The sequence below is a fragment of the Candidatus Nitrosocosmicus sp. R genome (genome assembly GCF_054408505.1).
In genome coordinates this window covers 611,489-634,184 of sequence record NZ_CP167090.1, presented here as the reverse complement: position 1 = coordinate 634,184, position 22,696 = coordinate 611,489, and the positions used below count along the sequence as shown (strand labels likewise).

Genomic DNA, 22,696 nt, shown 5'->3' with positions numbered 1-22,696 from the left:
AAAATATTTAGATCTTGAACTATAAAAAATTATTACAACCGTGATGTTTTTAACATAATAATCACTGGGTTTCTTACACAATATTGTTCACTTTTGGATTTTTGTATATATCGAACGGATATTAAATACCAAAGTTGTGGGAAAATTTAACATTTACTCGCATCAACCATAAATCCAATCAAATCATAATATAATATAATGAAATCAATTCAAATCAACCAATACGGCGGTAGCGACGTTGTCGACATAAACAACGATGTCTCTATACCCAGACTGTCTACCGGCAAGGTTCTTGTTGAGGTAAAGGCATCAGGAGTTAATCCCGTGGACTGGAAAATTCGTGAAGGATACTTTCAACAAATGGTGCCACTCCAATTCCCAGCTACATTGGGAACGGATTTTTCAGGCGTTATCAAAGAATTAGAAGAGAATGTGTCAACTAATTTCAACATAGGTGATGAAGTCTACGGACAAGCTTCCCTATTATCTGGCGGTTCAGGATCTTTTGCTGAATTGGCTTTGACCAATATTAACAGTATAGCGGTCAAACCAAAAACTTTGAATCATATAGACGCCTCTAGTTTGCCACTTGTTGGTGCCAGCAGCTGGCAGGGGCTTGTCGATAACATTGGATTATCAAAAAATCAAAAAATCCTAATACACGGAGGAGCGGGAGGTATTGGTTCAACAGCAATACAGCTCGCAAAGCATTTGGGAGCGTATGTTGCTACAACAGTAAAATCCGAAGATAATGAGTTTGTTCAACAGTTGGGCGCAGATGAGGTTGTTGACTATACAACACAAAGTTTCGAAGATATACTACAGGACTATGATGCCGCACTTGATACTGTGGGTGGCGAGACCTATAGAAAATCCTTTAAAGTATTGAAAAATAACGGAACTATCGTTTCCATGTTAGAACAACCAGATTCGAATTTGATGAATAAATATGGAGTTAAAGCGATATTTCAATTTACTGAAACAACGAGTGAACGATTGACTAAATTGGCACAATGGATAGACCAAAATAATATCAAAGTAAACGTAGAAAAGACATTTCCATTGACGGAAACAGCCAAGGCATTAGATTACCAAAGAGGTGTTCATCCTAGGGGAAAAGTGGTCATCACCATATGATATAGAATGATCGAAAAACCACACTTTAGTTTGCAAATATCCTATAGAATGTTTTGAACTAGTATGAAATATCATACTCGTTTCCCCGAACACGATACCAATTATGATATCTAGTATAATATAAAACAAGAAATAAAGGTGTTTACAATTGTTCAATTCATTAATAAAAATAGCGTCACTATACATCTTGATATTACAAGAATCATCACATTGAATGGATCGGCTATTTTGCATATAGCGACTATAATGACAGATCCGTCCTTAAAAAGACAATCAAAGAAATAGTGGATCGATCTTTAAATACACACAGGTTTGAGTGATTGTATAGATATATGTTTTTAAACCACTTTTCCAGAAGATTACCGACTCTATTTGCAATAAATATATTATTAATGACAATTCTAACAAACCCATCAATGGCCTCAGCTTTAGCATCGCCTTCTCCTACAACTAATTCATCTAATGATTCTGCATCGTCTTCCGCTGTCTCCTCAACACATAAAGAAAAGTACAATTTAACATCAAAATTTGAAATAACCGATCAGATAAAAGCGCTCATAGATGAACGTGTTGATAGGAATAAAACTAATGCTGCAATGGTTATAGGGTTTATCGACCCAAATGGAACTCAATTCTATGGTCATGGCAAAATCTCCAATACAAGTAACGCTATGGTAGACGAAAATACACTCTTTGCCATAGGTTCCAATACCAAAGTATTTACTACAACTCTTTTGGCCGATATGGTTAATGAGGGTCTTCTCAAGTTAGATGATCCTATTGACAGGTATCTTCCTGCCAATGTTACAGTCCCTCAATATAATGGTCATAAAATCACCATCGAAGATTTAGCTACTCATACTTCAGGATTACCCGAATTTCCTGATAATTATTGTCTAATACCTGATAAATCACAAACTAATTCTAGTTCAATTGAATATCGAATAAATTTGATGAACTGTACTAATAACTATTCATTCAGCCAATTCTATCAAGGTCTTTCTAATACTACCCTTTCAAGAGAACCCGGTTCACAATTCCAATATTCAAGTTTTGGGATAGGTTTACTCGGTCACATTTTAACCCTGAAATCAAATATGTCATCTTTTGATGAACTTCTAGAACACAATATTCTGAATGTGCTTGGAATGAATGACACAAGGTTTGTTCTTTCAGATTCACAAAAATCTCGCTTAGCAGTGGGGCATTATAACGGTCAGGAACTTCCATTATGGGGTGTCCCATCTCCTATCGATCCTGCCGGAGGAGTTTATTCGTCTACTAGCGACATGTTAAAATTCCTATCAGCTAACATGGGATTGATTAAAACAAAATTAAATGATGCTATGCAAGAATCACATTTAATAAGACATAGTACTGGTCTTTCATTACCTAATAATTTACAAGCATCAAATAATGCTGATACAATCGGATCTTATGTTGGTTTAGGATGGATTATAACTACAAACTTTGGTCAAGAAGTTATATGGCATAATGGGATTACTCTTGGTGGTTACAATGCCTTTATGGCCTTTAATCCAACTATGGAGAGAGGTATCGTTATATTGAGCAGTGCCGATTATATGAATAGTAATATTTCAAATCTTGTCTTCAATCAAAAGGATAATCTATCATCTTTGATATGGAATTTGCTCATTTAATTAAGATAATTACTGCTACTAATTCTTCCTTCAACCATATTTTTAGTTCTCATGTAATATTCTTATGATTTATTTATTGATCCCAGAAGTACATAACTTCTAACAAAGTGTTTATTCAAGGATCCGTATTTTTGTAACTTTTAGTATATAGTGCCGTTAAATTTGAATAGTTCATTTTAATTCTATTAGACTCGTGTGAATATCCTCATGATTTCCACCAAATCCTTAGGCTATACAGAACTTAATCTCACCGAAACATGTTTTAAGGCAAATCCAAAGATGACGCGGTTACAAAAATTTGTGCCACAAGACATATGTCAGACAATAGAATAGAAAATGATGCGAGTAAAATGTCAGACATACTTGAGAATGAAGTCACTTCTGTAATATGTAGAAATATAAAACCCGGACATGAGAAGGATTACGACAATTGGCTAAAGCGGTATCTGGCACTTCAGAAAAGCGCGCCGGGATATCGTAGCATTACAATAATCATTCCTGGTGAGGGGAAACCGTCTTATCGATATATAATCCGCAAATTTGATAACAAAGCGAATATGGAAAAATGGGATAGTTCTAAAGAAACATTAGAACTAATAGACGAAGCAAACAAATACTCTACCAGGCATTACGAGACATCAACCGGTTTGGAAACTTGGTTTACACTTCCAGGCTTGAAAACCCTTAGCCAATCTCCACCACCAAGATGGAAAATGGCTATTGTTATCTTCTTTGCGGCCTATATTATTAGCATCGCATCACGATATCTCTTGAGTCCATTTATCGGAGAATGGCCCCACTTCGCAAACACTGCAATTTTTAGTATTATACTGGTAGTTTTGCTTACCTATTTTGCGCTTCCTATTTTGAGTCGTATCTTTAGACGGTGGTTATATCCCGGAAACATATAGCATTAAAAGTGATAAGTAAACTTGCTTTATTTGACTTAATGAAACATGATCAAACCAGATACTTATTTGCATTATCCTCTAACAAAGACCATGCGATGCTAGTTCTACAAACATTATTTGAAAATATTGGAATGCTGTAATGATCTTACAATCTCGTACAAGAACTAATTAATTCATCTAAATGATAAAATTAGGTCAAATTTGTTTCATGTGCCCGAACCCGTATACCATAAGGGACTTAATCCCACAGAATGGTTGTTGAGTTTAAAGAGGAGGCGGGTCTAGATACTATCGAACCCAAATACCGAATTTATAGAAACAACGTGATAAATTAATTAGACATATATTATTAAATGTGATAAATTCTCGGTAGCCACTAAGCAGTATTTTTTAAGATTGTCGATGTTCTTATCCTTATTTTGTTGTTACCTCATAACCATACCAAAACAAAGAATAAAGTTGAGTTGATCTATTCGATCTTTATCTCTTTTCCCTTAGGCTTGATCTCTTTCTTCTTTACATTAAATGTTACTTCTAACACACCATTGTTATAAACGGACTTGGCAGTTTCGATTTCTGCTTGCTCTGGAAGTTCAATATTTTTATGATACTTTCGTTGGGCATCCTTTGATGTTGCTATTACAAGTTCAGAATCATATGTATTTATTTTTATCTCCTCTTTTCTTATACCAGGCATTTCAACCACTACTTTGACTTGTGTGTCAGTTGTATTAACATCCACTAGGGGTTCTCTTTCTGCAGATATCTGTGAAGATTTACCAATGTTTTGTCCTATTTTTTTGACATTGCTGCCAGTCTCCCCAAGAGACCTGACATTTCCAAACTCCCTTATTTGAGGTTTGCCGTCTGGTCCAATGGTCATTGAATATCCATAAACTATAGGTCCTACCTCTCGTACTTTTACACCTTCTTCTGTTTTATACTCTCTTACTAGTTCACCTGGTGCATTGGTTGAGATGTCATTAAATACATTAAGCATAGTATCTATCCCTCTATACCTGTCCTCAAAGTCCCTGAACATATCGCTTCTATCAAAGAATCCTCTGTTGTCAAGTGGATTGAAAAAATTGCTAAACCAATCATATGGTAATATATTTTTATTATTCATTTATAATATTCTCCTAATATAGTAATATACATAATGTTATATAAGGATGCTATATTTTTCAATAATTGTCAATAAATCTCACTAATAGGCATTTTCTACCAATTCTAGAGAATGCTCAAAATAACATAGATAATGAATAAGAATAAGAATAATTCAGTTTCCTAATACTTTTTGCAGACGACTCTTAGCCTAAACAGCAAAAAATGAGTCTTACCTCTTTAGTCAATTAATGCACTGATAATCCTAAAAATGTCAAACTATTAGGAAACGAAATTAATCGGCATTAAATCATTATATTGGGATATCAGTACCATCGGAAGAAGATCTCAACCGTCTAAATAATCAGATTTCAGCTTTATGTTCAAAAACGTAATCTATTAACGTTTTTGCAACCTTTTTATCGAGTGTTATGGCGTTATTATTTAACGATATCAAACCATTTGAATTTAGCCACTCAATATCGCTTTTAAAACTATTAAATTCTAACCTACCATCATTACCAAAGATTTCATGATATAGTGCACCTACCGACAACTCGTTTTCTTTAATGCTCCCATCATGGTAAGAATACAATTGAATACAAACTCGCAGTATTTCACTTTTATTTAGGGGTGGTAATTTTTCTTTATTACCTTTAATCATACATTCATTCCTTATACTAACTGTCTTATTTTATGTATCTCATATGTTTTTCATAGACAATTATCGCTTTGATAATAGATCACAAAAACAGATACTTTTTTTAGAAATTGCAATAAATCAAAGAGTGCGTGGGCAGTATGTTAATGCATTCCCTATTGTTCCTTAGAGGCGTACACCAGCAGAATACCAATTTCCATGAGTTGCTTCTGTAAATAGTACTATAACTTCTTCTTTACTCACATTTAATATTTTAACTACATCTTCTGTGATTGCTTCTGCTAATCTGTCTTTTTCTCTTTGACCTTTCCCGCTATACATTTGTACACTAACTATGGGCATGATAATTATACATCATAGATATTATTAAGATTTCAACAAAATAGATTCTTAATTAGTTATTACTGGTAAAATATTTTTAAGATACTAGTCATATTTTGAAAATATGATTCAACTCTTAGTATTTATATCAGGTTCCTACTCTTATCAAAACTTTATTGTGAAATCTCATCCAACCTAGTCAAGTTACAAACCAAGCCAATAACTGTAAAATATTAGACCTCTGAATACTGATTATCTGTGATTATTATGAAAAAGTAAGCAAAAGGAAATAATGACACCACTAACAACAGCAATGAGGAGCGAAACATGAACAATCCTAATCAGTTTAAATCCATTACGGATGGGTGGCAACATAATTCACCACTGGCTTGGGGTGAATTGTTTAATGCATATATTAAGTATATTACAGCCATGACTGATATATACAAGGAATATATTAAACGCTCAGAAAAAATGACAGACTTGTATAAAGAATTGTCCGTAAATACCGAAAGAATGATTAATCACTGGTTAAAAAAATTTCATAATCATCCATCTTCAAAAGAACAAAGAAGAGAAAAATGGGTTAATAAACTAAAAGATAAAAAATAACTGATTAGAAATTATTTACAAACAAACTATTTTACTATAGAAGTATACTATTTGTAATTACTAAACAATGAGATTAACAGTTTTTTTCTAGTTTAAAATTATAAACTAATCAAAATTCAATAGATAATAAATAGTTGTATTATTGTCAATATGACAAGCTTAGACAAGCAAGCATTCGTATTTCTGACTCGGTCACCATAATCCAGTAAGTTTAGACAAAAAAGCGCTAATCAATATTGATGATTTAGAATCTATCGACATAAGTAAGAATCTTTATTTTGACGGATTTAATCAAAATCTTTTCTTCGAAGCAGTTACTAACATAATAAATGCGATAGAAGTCGTTGACATATTATACCAAAAGATAGATTTGAAAAACCCTACATAATATTTGTTACAAGATTAAAGATATCAATCGTCAATTTAGATTAAGTGACCGTCCGATTTACCTAATGTATTTCATGCTAATCTATTCAATCATTAACTACAAACAATGTTAGTAGATTGAATTTCGTCGGTAATTCTCAAAATTGAATCCATATACACACGGAGATAGGAAATAATGTTTTGATTCGCATTAATGATGATTTAGTTTTGTTAATCTAATTCTTCAGAGAAAATTTATTGCTAGAAAATTTTCTTGCTTTTTCTAGGAGATTACGATAATTTACCATTTGTTGAATAGCTATGCAAATGATAAAAAATACTGCGAAAATCACAGCTAGGAAAAAAGACAGATAACCTAGAAAATTCATAAAATTTCATCTACACTATTTCATTTATATTTTTAGATCCTTTTTTTCTATATAGATCCTTATGTATAACCTATTAAGCCAACTATCGTACCCTGACTAATTATGATTTATAATCTGATTCATCACATTTAGATACATATCCACAGCTAGGACAACTTTCAAGATTTGAGAAATTTCTATGAAAGTTATGTTCCTCCAATCGATATATGTTTGAAATATGATCAAAACCACATTGTTTACATTTTATCCTAAGAGTCATAGGACAATAAAAGATTGCAGGAAATATTTATTTTTTTTTATAAGAAGGCTTACAGCAATCATCTTACAAGGTTTGCCTATGGTCATTAGATGAATACTCTGAATTTCCTTTTATCCTGGGATTCTCTGATCTTTAACCGATGGATCATTACAGTCCTCCCAACACGCTCAAACCTACCGATAGTAAAATCGACACAATCGTTGATACCATACATGTTATGACGTAACATCCTTTTATCAAACCCATGTGGTTATCCTCATGGCTCTCACCGAACCCTTATACCATACGGGACTTAATCCGACGGAATCATCATTAGCAAAATCATTGTCTGTCTGCATCACACCACCCTGCAACAAGTAAAGTTTAAACATCACTGAATTAAGTCAATCTTTAATCTGAAACAATAATGGTCACAGAACCCCTCGACCGCTCCATAATCTCATATATGCATCATCAGCTCGTTATATTGGACGAAGAAACAGATGCAGCTTCTGCGGTCAAGCTGATGCATGATAAAAAAGCTGAAACAATCATTGTCAAGAATAAAAAAGATGAATATGTCGGCATTATTACCGACAGCGATATTTTAGACAAGATTGTAATGAAAGGGGAAGATTCTGACCAGGTTTTTTTAAAGAGTATTATGTCTTCACCCATCATAACAATATCTGCAAGGGCTAATGCAAGACAAGCCCTTGAGCTTATGAGGTTAAATGTAATAAAAAGAATCCCTGTCACTGATAACATACATATCTTGGGTCTTGTGACCCAGGAAGGCCTTGCTCATGCAATTAGGACTTCAGTATTGGAGAAAACATTTAGACCATATAGAGCAGTAATTAGGGAACATTATAAACCGATATGGGGCAACCTTGGTTTTATACTGCAGTTTGCGGGTCTTTTGTTTATTGGCCCAGCCATGCTCGCAATCTCTCTGGGAGAGCTAGAATCCGCTGCTGGCATATTTTTGTGCATCACATTCATGTTTGTAACGGGTTTTGTATTAAACGCGTATGGTGAAAAAACACCAATGAATTTGCGGCAGGCATCTGTCCTCATGGTTTCAAGTTTTATCCTTTTGAGTTTTTTTGGAAGTATACCATATATGTATGTCAACCCATTTTACAAGGACATTGACCCTTTTTCTCTAGTTGTTAAAAGCTTCTTTGAAAGTGCATCAGGGTTTACCACAACAGGTCTTAGTCAGATTATGCATCCTCAAGACTTGCCAAAAAGCTTTGATTTTTATCGCTCTTTTACTCAATGGATTGGGGGCCTAAGTTTCGTTTACTTGATTATGGCCTTCTTTTACCCTGAGAAAAAGCTTGCCCACATGAAAAGTATGATTGGTGGAGTGGCCCTAAGACTAAAGCAGTTGCTTTTGACAATAGCCGTCATATTTACAACATATACGGTAGTTTTGACTACTCTGCTCTATTTATTTGGGTATGAGAGCGCTATCTACAACCTTTCGCTCATATTTAGTGCCATTACTGGAGGAGGTTTCGTTCCAAGTTCCACAGCGCTCAACATTCAGGACAACGCCCAGATGTTTGTTCTCATGGCCGGAATGATTATCTCTGCTCTTCCATTCGCATTTCACTACGCTATTTTTAGTAAAGAAATGCACACAACAAAGATGCGACCCGAAATTTACACATTTTTGGCCATCATCGCAGTTTCAATTGTTGTTTTTTACTTTTTGATTATATCAACAGACTTTTCCTCCAAGCCGATGTTTGCCATGTTTCAGGTCATAAGCGCCTCAACTAACACTGGCTTTCAGTTCATTGAGATGTCTGTGTTATCAGACGAAGGTAAGATTTTGTTGATAATAATAATGCTAATTGGTGGTACGGCTTTTTCGATGGCTGGGGGTATTAAGGTAGGAAGAATTCTCCAAATAGTGCAGAAAATAACAAAAAAAAAATTTGTCGCAGATGCTACAACTAAATCAATATCTGGGGTTTCATCGCGGTATATTAATCAAGTCCATAACAGGTATGAGCCAAAATCTGAAAAGATAAAGGAAGAAAAAACTTTTAGAGAGGCCTTACTAATTATAGGTTTATTTGTTGTTGTATCTTTTGCTACCGCCATTATATTATGGGTTGTTGAGCAGAAGGGTTTTTTGAATTCGCTTTTTGAATCGGTTTCTGCATTGACAACAACAGGGATTACCACTGGCATAACCTCTCCAACTATGAGTAATATTTCTCAAATATCTCTTATTTTTAATATGATTGCGGGTAGATTTGAAATCATTGCAATAGTATATTTTTTCCTCCAGATATCCAAGAGAAAACATTAGACATTATATTTTCCTATGCACTATTTTCACATGGGGTGATTCAATTTTGTGACAGATTTAAACACATGTAGATATCCTCATGATTTCCAACGAACCCGAAACCAATTTATAGTAACTATATATAAAAATTATAACAAATGATTAACATAATTGAAAAAAGAGATGATTTATCAGTGATTAGATACAAATCTTAGCCATGTATAGCATTTTTTAATCATTTCACCAATTGTAGTCATGCTTTGTCAATTTTAGGCATTAAAAACCGTTTGATACCGGTGTTTATATAGTATGATATCTAATAGATAGTATGTCAAAGAAAATAGAAACTAACCAAAATTATTCAAATAATAACAATGATTTCCAAGAATCCGTTAACCAATCATTTGATGAAACTAAAGATAATATCAAAAAATCAATAGATGAATCAAGAAAACAAATTCCACGAATTACTGACAGTGTAAATAGTTATCAAGAGCAATCACTACAAACCGCAAAAGAGATTTCAGAAGAATATCTTGATTCTCAAAAAGAAGTTGTTAATTCACTCCAATCAGCATGGAGACCATACAATGAGATCTACAATGGATTAGTTACCAACTTCTATTCTCCTGAGGCAGCAATTAATGCATATACAAGATTTGTAAATAATGTTGCAGACAACACGGTATCAACCATAAGACTTTCAAATAACGTTGTTTTCTCAACCCTTGATGCTTGGAAACCAGTACCTACAACAAACAAAAGACGTTTCAAGACACATTTCAAACATGGGAGTAAACACAGCAAGAGTATTTGAACAAAATTCAAGACAAATAGCAGCAGAAGTTAAAGATGCAGCAGCCAGTTCAAACGTAAACGCATCTACCACTACTACCACAAAGTCCACAAATCATTAACAACGAAATAAGAAATAATACACAGCCGTAACGTGTCTATTAATCCGATCAATTTAAGTTCGGATTTTTTATTGTACTTCATCTTGATAAATTGATAGACCGTAGTGATATCTTTAGAATATGTGATGACATTGGGTTGGATTAATCCAGTTATGGTATTATTATAGTTTATTAAATCATAATCGATGTAAAGTGAACAATTATTTTATATGAGCGCAAAAAACGTATACACAATACCCATCCCTAGGGAATTGTTGCAAAGAATAGATAGATCTTCTCCTGCTCATGTGGGTAAGCTTCAGAACGCGGTGGATTTTATTGCTCCTATAGGTACACCCGTTCTTGCTGCAGCAAACGGTATTGTAACACACATCAAAGATGACTCTAATGTTGGAGGTCCTGATGCATCATACTGGTTTTACACTAATTTTATTACAATCAAACATTCAAATGGAGAATATTCTAGATATGACCATCTTGATTTCAAGAGCTCTAAGGTCAAATTAAATCAAAAGGTTAGAGTTGGTGAAGAGATATCTAAAATTGGAATGACTGGATATACCTATATCCCGCATTTACACTTTCAAGTATATGTATACACAGGATATAATATTTGGACAGATTTTGAAACAATTGAGATCGAGTTTTAGAAATATTTTATAAATCAGCTCTTGATAAAATGTCTCATCCACCAATCAATATGATGGTAAATGTCTATTTCCACACTGTGAATGTCCAGGTGGTAGTTTTTAATAAGGACGAAAGTTGAATACTGAAGATCATTATCAATTGACCTTCGCAACCAGTTCTCCAAAGGCTATTGCAGAACCAATCAACACAGCCGTAATGAAGATTGACAAGCAATTTTTGATGGTATATTGGATACTTAATCAATCATTGAGATGATTTGGATTCACAAATTTGGAATATGTATGTTAATTGATTATTTTATTATTCATAGAAAAAAGGTGAATAATTTAAGTCAAATTTGTTTCACATACCACCGAATATGTTGTATTAGCACTATGTATTAGTTATTTATTTCCAAGTATGTTCACAGATAAAGATTATCGCAAATGTGTCCGAAAAATTCTTGGGAGCCTTGACGTTTCAGCAAAGCGTGATACAGAATTCAGTAATAGTTTTCATATCAATTCGGGTTGGATGAAACTTTTTCCCTCAATTACTGTGACTTGAAGTAAGAAGCATCTGAGCTATATGATTTAAACTCGGTCCATTCCATATCAAGGACTAGATTATTGTTAACTTCCCTGACTTTAGATATGGGAACGTCAAATCTTTGATCATAATCCCCAAATATAGTTATCTCGGTATCTGTTATTCCCATCATAAAACCCACAAAGTCTTCATTCAATAAACTTACTTTTTTGTTAAAAAGAGAACTAGGAAACCTATCTATAGCAGATTCGCTTGTTTCATTGTTAAATAGTTCCTCTTCATTACTTAATTTTGTAGATACTAAAATATCATTTCTATCTAACGAGTATCTTCTTAATTCGTCATTACCGGTTATTTGCATTATTTAATTATCAATTACCTTATTAATTTGAATCAAGACATCAGAAATTTTATTACTTATTAAAATAGCCACTTGTTTATTTTTCATTTTTCTTGGCTGCAATAGCCTTATGAAGAGAATGTAAAGACATCATTATAGGATTAGAATTTTTTTCGCTTGTCATATCATATATATACATTTCGTATCTATTAAGTATGTCATGATGAATATCGTTGATAGATTGCTCTAATCGTTACTATAAATCGAAATATAGTAGATTTCAACCCGTTCTAAATGATAATACACAAATATTATTACATCTGATTTAAGCTGTAATTGCAATTATCTGACTAAGATATGTTAAACATTATTCACTTAAAAAATCATATCAAGCCAAGCAATCACTTTAACAGAGTTTTAATCGTATTGAAGTTAATATGGTTAAAACATCATTTTTTTCATTTTATTTTACTAATTACACTTGTTTATGGTATCGATGTCGTATACAAAAACTGTCTCAAAATAGATGAAATCAAGTATTTTTTTTCTTGTTATATGATGCAATTAATATAATTCCACAAACAAGGTATACCCGATGGATAGGATTGATCAAATACTACATCTGACTAGAAGGTGTGAATGTCATAGTTTGACAGAGAGACAATCATTATATTTACTAAATACGATATTATCTACTCCGATATCCCGATCGACTTATTACAATTACAAGAAGAAATTATACCAAGACGAAAAATTTCAATCATTAAAAAAATCTATCTACAATTCTAAAACGTTGAAATGTTTTTTGTTATATTTAGATGAACGACTTGAACCGGACGGTTTTAACATACATAAACATATTTCTGAGCAATTTCCAGATCAAGATAGTATTTTTCATATAACTAAAGAACAGGAAGAAAACATTTTGAGAGTTAACAAGAAAATTACATCCAATTTCTTTATACCTGATGTTAGTAAGGATCCATCATATTCAAACCTAACAAGAGTCAATCAATTACCAAAAAACTATACCATCCGAGAAGAATGTATTCGATGTGGAAAAGAAAAGATCAATAAATGTAAATCGCTGAGTCATGGTCCGTATTATTACGCGTATTGGAGAGAAAAACTGCCTGGACAGAATAAATCGAGACTAATGAAGAAATATTTAGGAACTATAGACCCGCGACTATAATTGTAAGAATTTATTTTAATAAATATTCGATATAATTAGAATAGTAATTAAATTGCCACTTTCTCAAATGAAGATTACAGTGCAACAGTTCAAGAGTTGATGTTCAAAAATTACTGGAATGAGGTAAAGAGTTTGGAAATCGCAATCCTTAGGAGTGTTCCACCCCGAAGGCTATCTTTACCGTAGAATGATATTCAGTTATTTTTCCGGTATTTGGATCCACCTTAGCTGTCATATCGGTTAACTCAATTCCAGTTATGCCGCGAATTGTTTTTGTCGCTTCAGTTAATGCTACTTGAACAGCATCCTCCCAGCTCTTGTCCGATGAGCCTACTATTTCTGTTATTTTTGCTACATGTGTCATGTTTCAAATTAAAGAATATATGTTAAATAGGTACCTATTAACATGGTGTTATGTAGGTAAATTGACATTTATTTTGATAATAAAAGTTAACATTTTAGATTTTAGATAACGAAAAACCAAGAGATGAGAGTAGTAAAAAATAAGATAATATTCTTCAGCCAATGTTTCTGAAGAGATCTATCTCAGATTAAGAAATAATAACATGATCATCTCAATACCTGAAATACAATTATTGTGTATTTGATGCCAAAATAATTTTCATACTTTTTTGATTTCTTATGTACAAAGATGAATACACAAATGGAGTTATTTGTTATTCCCATAAACATCTTCCATGTGGATTACAATGATTACTTTATTTTGAACCTAAACAAAATTAAATCAAATTTGATAGGTGTCTGATTCCGTTTGAAAAATAATTCTTATGGGCAACCTAATTAGAAGAATTATGCGACTATCTGCTCCAAGTTAGACATCAACCAAGTCTGGATTGTTTGTTTTGTATATATGCACGTGCAGCAATTTTCGCTATTCTAATTGGCTCAGGAATTGAACCTTGGAGAGTAAAGGAATTAACGATCATCAATGCTTCTTTTAAACTAATTCCCCAGTATCGTATGAATAGGATCTTACCGGTCTTTAGTAGAATTTTGTCTCGCTGGCCTAGTTTATGATATTGTTCTAATTTCATATTGGAGTCATTAGGAAAATGATGATTTATGGCACCTTCTAGTCCTTCCGAGTGTTTGAAAGTTATTGCTATAACTGGAACATCGGTGCTCTCTTGAAGTTCTTTACCATCGATAATATTGTACATGCTTATAACAAGGCCATCAAGCATTATGCAATTGATGTCGTTTCTCTTCAATGACCTACACATAGACAATATGTTCTTTGTCGAATCATTTCCTTCAATCGTAGCATTTCCAAAAATCATACCGTCAATTACAAGATCACGACGCATTACTATTCCTGCAAGTGTAGAGCAAATACTAGTTTTTTTGAAACTTTCGGCTATACCTAAAACCCGTATACCTTTTTTCTCAGCGTGAAACTTCATTCCATTCCTCCTTCTTTTTTTGAAAGGGAAAAATCATTTCCGTAGGCACTATTCATATATACATTATAGAACTTCACAAAAATGTATAACTTTCACCCAAGGAGCATTGTAAACTAAAAGAAAGGTTAAAAATTCAATTGTGAAGCAATCCTAGCGTAGTATCCCCATTGGATTAACTTAATAAATAGATCTCATGTGTAGTTAGAACAACAGCTTTATTGGTCTTGATTCCCGAATAATTTATGCTTATTTTGTTGAGCTACAATACATTACCAAATAAAAAAACGTTGATTTAAATCTTGATGGATTTTAGACTTATTTAAATATTCAAATGAATTCCACCGAACCCTTATACCATACGGAACTTAATCCCACAGAATAACCATTGAGTATAAAGAGTAGAGGGGTCTAGATACTATCGGACCCAAACATCGAATTTATGGTAACAATATGCTGAATTAATTCAATATAAGTCATGGTGCAAGAGATGGAATAGAGTCAAATTTGTTTCAGATACACCTAACCCGCATAGTATACGGGTCTAAACACATAGTAGAGGTAATGATTAAAGTAGTTGGGATAATATCATCATCATGAGCGACCGCGACCCCCACAAACAACCCGAGAAACTTGAATTACAAGCTAGCCTAATTGTCATGATACTAGACAAATGACCATAACCAAAACCCAACAAATAGAGCTAACCAGAAAAATTTTTAAAATACTCGGGGGTGAAAAGAACGTATATAATTTACACTTTTACTGGAATAAGGGCGACGGGTTAGAGTTTTACACTGGTAGTATATCAAAGGTTCAAAAGAAACAAATCAAGAAATTGTTTGATAGAAGTAGATTCTACATATTGGTAGAGAATTCAAAACCTAACCCATTAGAATCATATCATCCTAACAATGGTTTACACTTTTGGATATATGAAAAGCCCACGTATAAAAACCCACCAACATTATGAGCCTTAACATACAAGCGCCCCATCTTTTAACACCTCATTATATTATAGACTCACCATCTCCATTTCCACCGAACACGCTACTTGTTTTGGTAACGGATGAAAATGCAAAAAGGATAAACTATTTCCGATTGTTTAAATTATCAATAAACTACTGCCATTTTATATATCAACAATAATTTGTCTTTCGACAGTATCCACTACAGTATTAGTGAAACTGTCAGAAAACAAAATTTTCAATTAAATGGAATTTATTTGTGTGTTCTTATGAATTCTCTTAATGTGGATGCTTCTTCTTTGTATGCCTTGATTGTGTGAGATTTACCATCTGGACATACTATGGATACTTTTACTATATTGACCTCTGCATCAGAAGCATAGACTGGTGGTTCCACTTTTTCTATTTTGCAATTTGCATCGAGCAGTTTCTTTAATTCAGAAATACTGTTAAGTTCTGGCATATGTAAATTTTGTAGACATTGCTATTTATCAATCATTTTGATGGCATATTTCAAACAGGTGGTTGGATTTAGCGCATATGTACTTTGATATTTATTCTTCCAAGAATTATGATATTCCTACATCTTCCCAATTACAAACTCGTATGAAATTGCACACTCGTCCCACCGAACCCGATACTATTTATGGTAGCGATGTGGGGGCCAGGTACGCAGCGAGTGCCTTGAAGATGTCGGTGGCGATGCTCGTGCCCTCCGCGGCGTTCGGGCCGTGCGTGTTGTCGATCACGATCGAGAGCTGCTGCGACGGCAGGTACGCGGCAATCCCCTCGTATCCGTTGAAGACCGGGTTCTGCAACACCCACCCATTACCGACGGCGACCCCGAGTCCGTAGCCGATCTGCCCAGGCGCACCCGGCAGGCCCTTCGACAGATCCTCGACCTGCTCGCTCGCTGACTCCTTCGAGAGCATCTTGCCGGTGCCGACCGCCTTGATGAGCGTGGTCATGTCGCGCAGCGTCGACGTCATGATGAGTCCGTCGCCGAGGCCCCACGACGGGCTCCATCCCGTCGACTCCTCGTAGACACCGCGCTCCGACGTGTACGCGTGGAGTGCGGGTGAAGGGATGGCCGGGAGCTTCGTGATATTCGTTTCGGTGAGCCCGAGCGGACCGAGGAACTTCTGCTGCAAGAGCTCGGTGATCGACTTCCCGGTGATCTTCTCGACAACGTTGCCGAGGATGATGAAGTTGGTGTGCGCGTAGTGGAAGCATGCGCCCGGGTCGCAGACGATCGGCTGCGCGAACGCGTACTGCAGCAGCTCGTCGTCCGTCCAGTGGCGGAACGGCTCCGCGAGCTGCGCCGCCTGGAAGGGCGGGTTCTCCTGGATGTAGTCGGGGTAGCCTGAGGTGACGCTCGAGAGCATCCGCAGCGTCACCTTGTCGGCGTTGGGGTACTGCGGGAACCACTTCGACAGGGTGTCGTCGAGGCTGAGCTTGCCCTGCTCCTGCAGCTGCAGCACCAGAGTCGCGAGCATGGGGATCGCCATCGAGCCGGGACGGAACTTCATGTCCGGTGTCGCCGGCACTCCCTCCTGGGAATCCCCGAGACCAGTCTTGACGACGGTGCCGTTATCGACGTCGACGCGCAGGAGCACCCCCTTGGCGTCCTCCTTCTGCATGACGCCCTGCGTGATCGAGATGATCTGCTTCGACACCTCGGCCTTGCTCGTGCACGTGCCGCCGATGTCGATCTGGTTCGACGAGCACTTCGAGTTGGTCGTCGTTGTATTGGTACCCATAGTAGAATTCGCAAGCGTATTGTTTACTGCAGTCATGTTCACAACTTGTCCCATTGCTGTAGTTGGAACGAGTATGAACGCTGCCAGCACTAAGCCTAAGCAAAAGGGTTTCATTTATAGATACTCCAGTTTCGTCACGAACATACCCACGGCTTTCATTGAACTAACACTAAATTGATTCACTTCAAGTTCTTTAGGAATCCCACCAATTACAACAGATCGATCAGTGGGTTCAATGACCGTTCCATTATTATCTTTTGTAGAAGAAGGATTCCACATATAATTACCTCCACCACCATCTCCTATGGAGGTATGACCTTTTACAATAGCTGTCACATTTAATTTAAATGAATCTTGAATTATTTTTCCACTTATAGCACGTAATTCACTTATGCTATCTGCTGTTATTACGGACCCGATCATATTTTCAAATATGTAGATTGATATAAAAATTTTTGATGTTAATAGACAAAATCAAGAATTATCGGAAAATGACTATCAATACGGGTCTAAACTGCTAAAACTAGTTAATTCATGGAGCAATTTCTGCATTGAGTTTATATTAAAATATCCATTCAAGAACTTATCCATGCTTGGAAGATTCGAAAGTCACTGATGAATATTAAGATATTAACTGGTGCATAAGATAGAAAGATTTGTGAATCATTTATGGATATAGAAATGCACCTATAATCCAAACTTCAGAAATGTCGTGTTTTATGAAGATATAAAATTTTTATAGAAATTAGGACATTCTTTCTTACGGTTATCGATCTATCACGCATATTTTGTTTGTATCCATACTAACTTTGCGTTAGGATTGGGCCATTTAAATAGTCAAATTTGTTATTAGTCCCATTGAGCCCGCATTAAAAATTTATTACTTCCTATTACAAATAGATTACAAACTGATTATGATATCAAAATAAAAAAATACTTTATCAAACCCATGTGGATATCCTCAAGAGTTCCACCGAACCAGATACCAATTTTAGTAACGTATTTAGAATACAATCAGAGATAATGTAATTCTTATTCATTAATCTATTGGAAAGAAAATGAAAGTCAATGTGTGACCACTTGCTATGAAAACTCGTGATTATCTTTACTTTACATTTTTCACCACTAAACATGTTCAGGATACAACACTATTCTCTTGACTGGTAGATTGTCCTTAAAAGATGTTTTCGTCAAGGTATTCTCTGATTGCCCTCTTGCATTGTTTCCTGAATTTTGTTGAACTGGTTATCTATGTTGTTACTCGAACCTATGATGTCTTCAAATGGTTACTGTATCACTCCAAAGACCGATATTGTATCTGAGGCTTTGTTAATAACATATGTGTAATCATTGGGCAGCGTTGTACGCCACCTGTGAACCATCTCTACCGTCATAGAATTTATGACCTCATCCTAAGCAAACACTTGACCAAATCCGAAAATGGGACAATCAAGATAGCCAAACTAAAAAGAAACTAGTGCTTAATAAGATAATGGTAAGAAAACTCAAATTTTGATACATTTGTAATTTTCTACTTGACCTAGCCGTGTAACAATGAATTTATATGTAAAGTCACGGCAATGGCAACTGTGAATCAAATAAATATTTCATTAATATTTTTAATAATGATATCAATGGTTTTGCCTGCTTCAGCAATCATGTATGTTAGCGGGTCTACCGTGGATAATAGTGATGCTTCAGATAGCGGGTTTAGCGAGAATTCGTTCGCTTCAGATAGCGGGTCTACCGAAGATAATAGTGATGCTTCAGATAGCGGGTCTACCGATAATGATGGCACATTCCCTATTACATCTACTGAGAGTAGTGACGCATTACCGATCGATCCTACTGTTATTAACAGTACCGGAAATGAACAACTGCAGGATGTGGATCTTGAAAACACCATCCTGAATATCCATAACCAGGAGCGTGCTGCAGTTAATGTTCCAGCCCTTTCGTGGAGCAGCAGCTTAGCCTCCAACGCACAGAGTTGGGCTGACCAGTTGCTTGCACAAGGCAAGTTTGAACACTCACCTGACACCAGTTATGGTGAAAACATTGCACAATTGTCCCGAATAAACTCAAATCCAAATGAGATAGATCTATCTAAGATGGTACAAACCTGGGTCGATGAAAAGAATTCATATGATGGCCAACCAATTACTAATGATAATTTTATGCAGTTCGGTCATTACACGCAGATGGTCTGGAAATCCACTACTGAGGTTGGTTGCGGGATGGCCAGTGATACTGGTAAGGACATTCTGGTCTGTCAGTATACCCCATCAGGCAACCAGATTGGACAGAGTGCGTATTAGGAAGGTTATGTTTGTACCACGCAAAGTATCATTTACCACTTTGTACTAAACCAAGGATAACGTTTTTTCCAAACAATATGAGCAATAAATAGTGAATAGGATAGAGACTTGATCATCTTTCATTTTTTTGAAAGAATAAAGGAATTTAAGAGTATTATGAGCGAAAAGATTATTTTATTTAATATATGAACATTCCTTACGAATTGAAACTTTTGAGTAAAATTAATTGGTCCAGTTTATAGATAGTAAATCTTATAATGAAAATTTACAAGATCCATAAATATATCGATCAGACGGAATTTACAAAACCATAAATTATGATATTTGTGATGTAAAATAGTGATTTATTGGTGTTACTATTGATCTATTCCATCCTATATCCAAAAAATAGTATTTCAAAGCAGATATTCTTATCTCAATTTAATACTTGAGTCAAAAAATAAGGTCAAATGTGTTTCACATACCACCGAACCCGCATCAGATCTGTAACGAATCTATAAATAAGCCAAAGGCAATGGCAGCAGCCGTAGAATGTCATCTAAAAACTACTTTTAGTGAACAAATTTTCAATGATTATTGTTTAGGGAATTTGTCTCCTTATGAAAATTTTATGATGGCGTTAAAATCAAAAGAGACTAGAAGACAATCTCCTAAACTATTAAAAATGTTTTTAGATCATATCAAATTAGATCTTTCCCTCACTTTTGAAGAGAGAGTCAATTCATTATATGAAAATTCAGTAACTGAAAAGAATTGGTTGGCGACAAATACTTTTAGATATATTCTATTTCATGAAAAAAGTGATAGAAAATACACCAATGCCAAAATTGCAAATGGGTCTCAAATCATAACAATCTGATCTTTTGGAATAAGCTAAAGTATTAAAACCCGTTGTTGGATTTGGTTTAGGTAATTTAATTATGTAGTTTATGTCATTTTTGCCGCAAATCCTACTCAGTTCGCATTTGCGTAATTTTCCGTTCTCATATTTATCCGGTCATTGAAGTTATAATAAATACAAAATAGTTTACAAAGTTTTCAAAAAGGTTGCAAACTAGTATGATTTTTCATACTCGTCTCATCTATTTGTTCTGCTATAATATCTAGACGTCTATATCAGGTAAATTTATAATTGTTAGATTAATCCTAAATTACTGTCTGACTCATTAGAATTATTTCCTTGCATGTTTGTTCCGTTTAACATTTCACCTAACGTTACACTAGGATTATTTCGAGAAGTTAAATTTGAAGAGTTTTCTATTGACGGCTGTGCATTTACTGTAAATAAAATCTCGGTGTTAAAAGAAACTGAAATGCTAATAATTCCCACCAATATTAAGAGAGTAGAGTTAATCATATGGTCATAATGCTATAATAATATAAATAAATCTATGACATGCTTCTGAAGTTTTGTTAATTTGGCAGGAGCAATTAAAACCGTATGTAGGACCGTTAAAGGATAGATCTTATAAATGGCTGATAGAAGCGAATTACTCTCAGATCTGTTAATATTTCCACAGGAGGAGATGAAACTACTTCCATAGAATTAAGTTAAGATGTTCTAATTGAATCATAGTGCCAATGAACATGCGTTTGACAAAATACTGCTGATAGAAACCGCGAGGTATTTAACAAATATTAAAGTTAATAATTTGGTGGATCATTTACTCTTTAACCAATTAATGGAATCTAATTTTAAAAGTCCTGAAATTTCAGATGTGGTATTTGATCAAAATCAGGTCCTAGAGATTTTATATGCGGGAACTGACAGATGTGAAAAAAGCGCTTGTGCTTACTGGGATGCGGAAATTTGCAAATGGGCTGCAAAATATTATGTTGAAACATTGGAATTCATTAAACAAAAGATGGTAAAAGAAAGAGGGATATCCTGCAAATTGTTAGTTGATGCAAATTCTGAGAATATAGATTTCCTAAAAACACTCGATTTCTTAGAAATTAGACACTTGGAGGGATTGAGAGGTAATTTTGGATTATACGATGAAAGATTATACATGGTAGTTATAATGCAAGATAAAGACAACGACAGACTTTTACAAACATTCTTTAGCAATTCAAAGCCATTGGTTGAAAAACAAATGTGTATCTATAATGATTTGTGGAATATGGCTAAACCTTTATCATCGCGAATCACAGAGTTGGAATATCAAAATACTAAACGATACGACAAATCCTTACCTGGGATTAAGAATATTCAAAACGAGATTAATTTTCTCGTTGACCAGACCAAACAAGAGTTAACAATATTCTCTAATTATGAGATTTTTAAACACATTTTCGATTCAAACATGATGATCAATTTGAGTTCTAAATTACGAAATAATGTGGTGAGTAAAATCCTTGTAGATAACGCTGATAGCCATATACAAAATCAAATCGAAGTAATAAATCGTAAAAATGGAAGGAGTTTGGTCCAACTGGAGTATTCAAATAAACTAGGAGAATTTGATGAAATGATAATATGTTTTGACAGCAAATTTGTTCTTCAAATCCAACAAGATAAGAATAATGAATTGGTAGGTTCATTCACTAATGATACAAATAAAGTGTTAGTTCAGCAGATCTTGTTTGAGAAATACTGGAATGAGGTAAAGAGTCTGGAAATCCCAAATAATTGATCTTACTTATTGTCGAATTACTCACAGATCTGTGACTCTTCCCACCGAACCCTTAGGCTATACAGAACTTAACCCCACCGAACCAGATACCAACTTTAGTAACTATTTATCATATAATCTAGTTAAAGTAATTCTAAACTGTCGGCATATTAAAAAAGATTATAAGAAAATCAACTGATTGCAAGGAAAACCTTATCATTATCTACTCTTAAACATATTTATAATACTCTGAGAATCAATATCTGAAT

The 22,696-nt window shown here is 34.6% G+C and carries 25 protein-coding genes; 14 read left to right on the top strand and 11 right to left on the bottom strand.

All coding sequences use genetic code 11. The annotated features are described in order from the left end of the window. The first annotated feature begins 198 nt into the window (after positions 1-198). The 3 genes from AAGU22_RS03310 (at position 199) to AAGU22_RS03300 (ending at position 3,709) form a co-directional block, all read left to right on the top strand. A complete protein-coding gene (locus tag AAGU22_RS03310) occupies positions 199-1,137 on the top strand; it encodes an NADP-dependent oxidoreductase (protein ID WP_458720814.1) in 939 nt (312 codons plus the stop codon). A gap of 332 nt (positions 1,138-1,469) precedes the next feature. Continuing rightward, complete coding sequence (locus AAGU22_RS03305; RefSeq protein WP_458720813.1) at positions 1,470-2,798, top strand: serine hydrolase domain-containing protein; 1,329 nt, start codon at positions 1,470-1,472, stop codon at positions 2,796-2,798. Positions 2,799-3,112: 314 nt separating this feature from the next. After that, complete coding sequence (locus AAGU22_RS03300; protein WP_458720812.1) at positions 3,113-3,709, top strand: hypothetical protein; 597 nt, start codon at positions 3,113-3,115, stop codon at positions 3,707-3,709. 469 nt (positions 3,710-4,178) lie between these two features. Here AAGU22_RS03300 and hsp20 read toward each other — a convergent pair whose 3' ends face one another. The 3 genes from hsp20 to AAGU22_RS03285 form a co-directional block, all read right to left on the bottom strand. Further along, a complete protein-coding gene (hsp20, locus tag AAGU22_RS03295) occupies positions 4,179-4,838 on the bottom strand; it encodes an archaeal heat shock protein Hsp20 (RefSeq protein WP_458720811.1) in 660 nt (219 codons plus the stop codon). Positions 4,839-5,180: 342 nt separating this feature from the next. Next, positions 5,181-5,480 (bottom strand): hypothetical protein, encoded by a 300-nt coding sequence (locus AAGU22_RS03290; RefSeq protein ID WP_458720810.1) that lies wholly within the window; start codon positions 5,478-5,480, stop codon positions 5,181-5,183. Between the two features lie 162 nt (positions 5,481-5,642). Then, positions 5,643-5,819, bottom strand: a complete 177-nt coding sequence (locus AAGU22_RS03285; RefSeq protein ID WP_458720809.1) for a tautomerase family protein — start codon at positions 5,817-5,819, stop codon at positions 5,643-5,645. Positions 5,820-6,125: 306 nt separating this feature from the next. Between AAGU22_RS03285 and AAGU22_RS03280 the strand changes: the two genes are divergently transcribed. Continuing rightward, positions 6,126-6,410: a hypothetical protein gene (locus AAGU22_RS03280; RefSeq protein ID WP_458720808.1), complete on the top strand. Its 285-nt coding sequence runs from the start codon at positions 6,126-6,128 to the stop codon at positions 6,408-6,410. Positions 6,411-6,639: 229 nt separating this feature from the next. Then, entirely contained in the window at positions 6,640-6,798 is a 159-nt protein-coding gene (locus AAGU22_RS03275) for a hypothetical protein (RefSeq protein ID WP_458721731.1), read from the top strand. 862 nt (positions 6,799-7,660) lie between these two features. Here the strand turns inward: AAGU22_RS03275 and AAGU22_RS03270 are convergent. Then, entirely contained in the window at positions 7,661-7,798 is a 138-nt protein-coding gene (locus tag AAGU22_RS03270; RefSeq protein WP_458720807.1) for a hypothetical protein, read from the bottom strand. A 32-nt stretch (positions 7,799-7,830) separates the two neighbouring features. Between AAGU22_RS03270 and AAGU22_RS03265 the strand changes: the two genes are divergently transcribed. From AAGU22_RS03265 to AAGU22_RS03250, 4 genes are all read left to right on the top strand, one after another. Then, on the top strand, positions 7,831-9,735 hold the full coding sequence (locus AAGU22_RS03265; RefSeq protein WP_458720806.1) for a potassium transporter TrkG: 1,905 nt from the start codon (positions 7,831-7,833) through the stop codon (positions 9,733-9,735). Positions 9,736-10,042: 307 nt separating this feature from the next. After that, the gene (locus AAGU22_RS03260) at positions 10,043-10,531 is read left to right on the top strand and encodes a hypothetical protein (protein WP_458720805.1); all 489 of its coding nucleotides are present in this window, start codon (positions 10,043-10,045) and stop codon (positions 10,529-10,531) included. Next, positions 10,503-10,631 (top strand): hypothetical protein, encoded by a 129-nt coding sequence (locus AAGU22_RS03255; RefSeq protein ID WP_458720804.1) that lies wholly within the window; start codon positions 10,503-10,505, stop codon positions 10,629-10,631. The genes AAGU22_RS03260 and AAGU22_RS03255 overlap by 29 nt, the downstream gene beginning before the upstream one ends. A 209-nt stretch (positions 10,632-10,840) precedes the next feature. Then, a complete protein-coding gene (locus tag AAGU22_RS03250) occupies positions 10,841-11,281 on the top strand; it encodes a M23 family metallopeptidase (RefSeq protein ID WP_458720803.1) in 441 nt (146 codons plus the stop codon). A 533-nt stretch (positions 11,282-11,814) separates the two neighbouring features. Here AAGU22_RS03250 and AAGU22_RS03245 read toward each other — a convergent pair. Then, entirely contained in the window at positions 11,815-12,171 is a 357-nt protein-coding gene (locus AAGU22_RS03245) for a hypothetical protein (protein WP_458720802.1), read from the bottom strand. Between the two features lie 574 nt (positions 12,172-12,745). Between AAGU22_RS03245 and AAGU22_RS03240 the strand changes: the two genes are divergently transcribed. Then, complete coding sequence (locus tag AAGU22_RS03240) at positions 12,746-13,345, top strand: hypothetical protein (protein WP_458720801.1); 600 nt, start codon at positions 12,746-12,748, stop codon at positions 13,343-13,345. Between the two features lie 148 nt (positions 13,346-13,493). On the opposite strand, the gene AAGU22_RS03235 is transcribed toward AAGU22_RS03240, so the two are convergent. Both AAGU22_RS03235 and AAGU22_RS03230 read right to left on the bottom strand, forming a co-directional pair. Further along, complete coding sequence (locus AAGU22_RS03235; RefSeq protein WP_458720800.1) at positions 13,494-13,709, bottom strand: dodecin family protein; 216 nt, start codon at positions 13,707-13,709, stop codon at positions 13,494-13,496. Positions 13,710-14,184: 475 nt separating this feature from the next. Next, positions 14,185-14,769, bottom strand: coding sequence for an endonuclease dU (locus AAGU22_RS03230; protein WP_458720799.1), 585 nt, complete (start codon positions 14,767-14,769; stop codon positions 14,185-14,187). A gap of 670 nt (positions 14,770-15,439) precedes the next feature. Here AAGU22_RS03230 and AAGU22_RS03225 point away from each other — a divergent pair. Then, complete coding sequence (locus AAGU22_RS03225) at positions 15,440-15,739, top strand: hypothetical protein (RefSeq protein ID WP_458720798.1); 300 nt, start codon at positions 15,440-15,442, stop codon at positions 15,737-15,739. Between the two features lie 248 nt (positions 15,740-15,987). Here the strand turns inward: AAGU22_RS03225 and AAGU22_RS03220 are convergent, their stop codons facing one another. The 3 genes from AAGU22_RS03220 to AAGU22_RS03210 form a co-directional block, all read right to left on the bottom strand. Beyond that, the gene (locus tag AAGU22_RS03220; protein WP_458720797.1) at positions 15,988-16,197 is read right to left on the bottom strand and encodes a hypothetical protein; all 210 of its coding nucleotides are present in this window, start codon (positions 16,195-16,197) and stop codon (positions 15,988-15,990) included. A gap of 181 nt (positions 16,198-16,378) precedes the next feature. Further along, positions 16,379-17,530 carry a serine hydrolase domain-containing protein gene (locus tag AAGU22_RS03215; RefSeq protein ID WP_458720796.1) on the bottom strand — a complete coding sequence of 384 codons (1,152 nt, stop codon included), beginning with the start codon at positions 17,528-17,530 and terminating at the stop codon, positions 16,379-16,381. Positions 17,531-17,608: 78 nt separating this feature from the next. Beyond that, entirely contained in the window at positions 17,609-17,917 is a 309-nt protein-coding gene (locus AAGU22_RS03210; RefSeq protein WP_458720795.1) for a hypothetical protein, read from the bottom strand. Positions 17,918-19,083: 1,166 nt separating this feature from the next. Between AAGU22_RS03210 and AAGU22_RS03205 the strand changes: the two genes are divergently transcribed. Both AAGU22_RS03205 and AAGU22_RS03200 read left to right on the top strand, forming a co-directional pair. Then, complete coding sequence (locus AAGU22_RS03205; RefSeq protein WP_458720794.1) at positions 19,084-19,812, top strand: CAP domain-containing protein; 729 nt, start codon at positions 19,084-19,086, stop codon at positions 19,810-19,812. A gap of 451 nt (positions 19,813-20,263) precedes the next feature. Further along, a complete protein-coding gene (locus AAGU22_RS03200; RefSeq protein WP_458720793.1) occupies positions 20,264-20,671 on the top strand; it encodes a hypothetical protein in 408 nt (135 codons plus the stop codon). A 276-nt stretch (positions 20,672-20,947) separates the two neighbouring features. Here AAGU22_RS03200 and AAGU22_RS03195 read toward each other — a convergent pair whose 3' ends face one another. Then, complete coding sequence (locus AAGU22_RS03195; RefSeq protein WP_458720792.1) at positions 20,948-21,169, bottom strand: hypothetical protein; 222 nt, start codon at positions 21,167-21,169, stop codon at positions 20,948-20,950. Positions 21,170-21,377: 208 nt separating this feature from the next. Here AAGU22_RS03195 and AAGU22_RS03190 point away from each other — a divergent pair, with 208 nt between their 5' ends. Further along, positions 21,378-22,448: a hypothetical protein gene (locus AAGU22_RS03190; protein WP_458720791.1), complete on the top strand. Its 1,071-nt coding sequence runs from the start codon at positions 21,378-21,380 to the stop codon at positions 22,446-22,448. The last annotated feature ends 248 nt before the right edge of the window (positions 22,449-22,696 follow it).